This window comes from Kitasatospora sp. NPDC058406, assembly GCF_042722765.1.
Taxonomy (GTDB): Bacteria; Actinomycetota; Actinomycetes; order Streptomycetales; family Streptomycetaceae; genus Kitasatospora.
This window is the reverse complement of the sequence record NZ_JBHXKE010000411.1, coordinates 1-4,750: the sequence shown is the minus strand read 5'-3', so window position 1 is coordinate 4,750 and position 4,750 is coordinate 1. Positions and strand designations below refer to the sequence as shown.

1 protein-coding gene is annotated in these 4,750 nt (G+C 73.8%); it reads right to left on the bottom strand.

The window, feature by feature from the left end:
* Nucleotides 1-4,750: SDR family NAD(P)-dependent oxidoreductase (locus ACFWOG_RS39645; RefSeq protein ID WP_380364493.1), on the bottom strand; the 4,750-nt coding region annotated here is incomplete at both ends.

Below are 4,750 nucleotides of genomic sequence, written 5' to 3'. Positions count from 1 at the left end.
GAGCGCCTGGGCCTCGATCGGGTCACCGAGCGAGGTACCCGTCCCGTGCGCCTCCACCGCGTCCACGTCCCGCGCCGACAGACCCGCCGACTCCAGCGCCTGGCGGATCACCCGCTGCTGCGACGGACCGTTCGGCGCCGTCAGACCGTTCGACGCACCGTCCTGGTTCACCGCACTGCCCCGCACCACCGCGAGAACCGGGTGACCCAGACGCTCGGCATCGGCCAGCCGCTCCACAAGCAGCATGCCGACACCCTCGCTCCACCCGGTGCCGTCCGCGCCCTCGGCGAAGGACTTGCACCGGCCGTCGGCCGCGAGACCCCGCTGCCGCGAGAACCCCACAAAGGTGTTCGGCGTCGCCATCACGGTGACACCACCCGCCAGCGCCGCGTCACACTCCCCACTGCGCAACGCCTGCACCGCCAGGTGCAGAGCGACCAGCGAGGACGAGCACGCCGTGTCGACGGTGACCGCCGGGCCCTCCAGACCGAAGGTGTACGACACCCGGCCCGACGCGACACTGCCGGAGCTGCCCGTGCTGAGGAAACCCTCCACACCGGGCGGCACCTCGGCGGTCTGCGAACCGTAGTCGTGGTACATGACACCGGCGAACACCCCGGTCCGCGAACCGCGCAGCCCCAACGGGTCGATCCCCGCCCGCTCGAACGCCTCCCACGACGCCTCCAGCAGCAGCCGCTGCTGCGGGTCCATCGCCAGCGCCTCACGCGGCGAGATCCCGAACAGCCCCGGATCGAAGTCCCCCGCGCCGTAGAGGAATCCACCTTCACGCGTGTACGAGGTACCGGGGTGGTCCGGGTCGGGGTGGTAGAGGTTCTCCACGTCCCAGCCACGGTCCTCGGGGAAGAACCCGATCCCGTCCCGCCCGGACGCCACCAGCTCCCACAGGTCCTCCGGTGAGGCGACGCCCCCGGGGAACCGGCACGCCATCCCCACGATCGCGATCGGCTCGTCGTCCACCCGGACGCGCCGGGCAGGCGTGGCGGCCGGGCCGTGCTCGTCGGACATCCGCTCGTCGAGGGACGCGGCCAGCAGGGTGGCGTTCGGGTAGTCGAAGACCAGCGTGGACGGTAGCCGCAGCCCGGTCACCGCGTTCAGCCGGTTGCGCAGTTCGACCGCGGTGAGCGAGTCGAATCCCAGCTCGCTGAAGGCCCGCTCGGGGTCCAGGTGGTCGGACGACGCGTACCCGAGCACGGCGGCGACCTGGCCACCGACCAGGGCGAGCAGTGCCCGGGACCGCTCGTGCCCGGGAAGCGCGGACAGCCGTCGGGCCAGCGGGCTGCCGGCCGGGGCGACCAAGGCACGGCCGGGCACGAGGCCGGCCAGCAGCGGCGGCACGGCCTCTGCGGCACGGAGTACCGCGGTGTCGACCGCGAGCGCAGCGACCAGCGGCCGTCCACCGGAAAGCGCCGCGTCGAAGGCCGCGAGCCCCTGCTCGGCGGTCAGCGGCAGGACACCACCACGCCGCATCCGCTCCCGGTCCGCGTCGGTGAGCGTCTCACCCATCCCCGCGTCCCACAGACCCCACGCCAGCGACGTCGCCGGCACACCCCGCGACCGCAACTCCGACGCGTACGCGTCCAGGAACGTGTTCGCGGCAGCGTAGTTGGCCTGGCCCGCGTTACCGAACAGACCCGCCACCGAGGAGTACAGGACGAAGGCACTCAGCGCCCGGCCCTCCGTCGCGGCGGCAAGGTTGCGCGCCGCGTCGACCTTCGCCCGGAACACCACGTCCAGGCGCTCCGGGGTCAGGGACTCCACCATCCCGTCGTCCAACACACCGGCCGCGTGAACCACCGCCGTCACCGGCACGCCCCGCAACGCCTCGGCCACCGCTTCCGCGTCCGCCACGTCACAGGCCACCGCCCGCACCTTCGCCGGAGCAAGCTCCTCGACGAGCCCGGCATCCCCACCGGAACGGGACAGCAACAGCAGATCACGGACACCGTGCGTCTCGACCAGATGCCGGGCCACCAGCCGCCCCAGGGTGCCGGTCGCACCGGTCACGACGACCGTGCCGTCCCCGAACTCCACCGGCGCGGACGCGGAACCCGACAGGCGCACCAGACGCGGCACAGTGACCACGCCCTCGCGAACGACGGCCTGCGGCAGCGGATAGAACACGTCCTCGGCCGCGTCCACCAGATGGAGCCGGTCCGGATGCTCGGCCTGCGCCGACCGCACCAGACCCCACAACGCGGCACCGTCCGCATCGACGATCTCCGCACCTTCCGCACCGAACGTCCGCACCACCAGGCGCGAATCCGACCACGCCGCGTCGGCCAGCCACGCCTGGAGCAGCACCAGCAACCGAGCCGCCCGCTCCCGGGCCGCACCCGCCGCCGTCGCATCCACCAACAGCACCGGCACCGGCACCGGCAGCGCGTCACCGAGACGGATCACCGCACCCGGCACCTCACCCGCCACCTCCTGCGCGGCCCACTCCACACCGAACAGCACACGGTCCGCCGCACCACGCGCCAGCTGCCCGGCCGTCACCGGACGCAGCGTCAGCGCCTCGACCCGGGCGACCGGCAGACCCGTCCCGTCGGCGAACAGCAGCCGCACCGACTCGGCGGAGCTCCCGGCCGTGAGCCGGACCCGCAGTGTGTCGGCGGCCGTTCCCAGGACGCGCACGCCCGCGAAGGCGAAGGGCAACTGCGCACCGTCGGCCGACGGCAGCAGGGCTCCGCCCACGCCGATCGCGTGCAACGCCGCGTCGAACAGTGCCGGGTGCATGCCGTACCCGTCGGTCGGCTGGTCGACCGCAACCTCCGCGAACACCGTCCCGCCGGCCCGCCAGGCCCGGCGCAGACCCCGGAACGCGGGGCCGTAGGACAGACCCGCGTCGGCGAACGCCTCGTACAGGCCGCCCAGTTCGAGCTCCTCCGCGCCGGTCGGCGGCCACACGACCAGATCCGTGTCACCGGCGTCATGGGCGTCATGGGCAGCTTCGGCGGGGTCAGAGGAGAGAACGCCGGTCGCGTGCAGCTCCCAGGAAGCCTCGTCGTCACTCCGGGCGTGGACCGCGACCGGGCGCCGTCCGTCGGCGTCCGGTGCACCGATCGTCGTGCGGATCTGCGCACCACCGGAGGCGGACAGCGTCAGCGGGGCCTGGAGCAGCAGTTCGTCCAGGACCGGCACCCCGGCCCGGACACCGCCGGCGAGCGCCATCTCGACCAGGGCCGTGCCCGGCACGACCGTGGTGCCGAAGACCGAGTGGTCGGCCAGCCACGGGTGGGTCGCGAGCGACAGACGTCCGGTGAGCACGCTCTCCGGCGCGTCCGGGAGCGCGATCGTCGCTCCGAGCAGCGGGTGGCCGGTGTCGGTCAGACCGAGGCCCGCGGCATCGGCCGTCTGCGGGGTCCGGCGGCGGGGCCAGAAGTGCCGGTGGTCGAAGGCGTAGCCGGGCAGGTCCAGACGCGACCCACCGCCGAGCACGGCCTTCCAGTCGACCGTGAGGCCGGCCGCGTGCAGTTCGGCGAGCGAGGTGAGCAGGGTGGTGGCCTCGTCGCGGTCGCGGCGCAGCGCGGCGACAGCCGTCGTCGTGTCGGGGTTCGCGTCCACGACGAGCGAGGTGAGCACGCTGTCCGGACCGAGTTCGAGGACGGCGGCCGTGCCCAGAGCGACGGCCGCGTCGGCGAAGCGGACCGGGCGGCGGACCTGGTCGACCCAGTACTCCGGGTCCGACCACTGACCGGGCGCCACGGCCTCGCCCGTCACCGTCGAGACGGCGGGAAGCACCGGGTCGTGGAAGGCCAGACCGCTCACCACGGCCCGGAACTCCGCCAGCATCGGCTCCATCAGCCGGGAGTGGAACGCGTGGCTGGTCCGCAGGCGGTTGGTCTTCCAGCCCCGCTCGGCAGCGAGTCCGGCGATCCGCACGATCTCGTCCTCGGCACCGGAGACGACCACCGCGGCCGGCCCGTTGACCGCCGCCAGGTCGATGTCCGGGAACGCCCCGCACACCTCCCCCTCCGACGCCCCGACGGCCAGCATCGCCCCACCCGACGGCAGCGCCTGCATCAACCGGCCCCGCGCCGCCACCAACTTCGCCGCATCCGCCAGAGTGAGGACCCCGGCGGCGTACGCGGCGGTGATCTCGCCGACCGAGTGACCGGCGACCACGTCCGGGGTCACGCCCCAGGAGCGCACGAGCGCGAGCAGCGCCACCTCGACCGCGAAGATCGCCGGCTGCGCCGAACCCGTCCGGTCCAGCGACTCCGCGTCCAGCCCGTGCAGCGTCAGCCCCAGCGCCTCGCACGCCTCGTCATAGGCGGTCGCGAACACCGGGAAGGTGTCGTACAACTCCCGGCCCATCCCGACCCGCTGCGACCCCTGCCCGGTGAACACCACCGCCAGAGAGGTGGGCCGGACCTCGGCCGCGGGCTGCGCGGCGGCGAGCCCCGTGAGCAGCTCGTCGCGGTCGGCGGCCAGCACCACCGTGCGCCGGGGCAACGTCGTCCGGTGGGCGAGCGTCCAGGCGACATCGGGCACCGAGGCGTCCGGGTGTGCCAGCAGGTAGCTGTGGAGCCGCTCGACCTGCCCGGTGAGGGCCCGCTCGCTCGCGGCGGTGAGGACGACCGGGGTCATCGGAAGCACCGGGAGCGGTGCCTCGTCCGACGCCGTCGCGGAAGCCGGTGCGCCCGACGGGGCTTCGAGGATGACGTGGGCGTTGGTGCCGCTGATGCCGAACGAGGACACCCCGGCCCGACGCGGCCGGTCGGTCGCG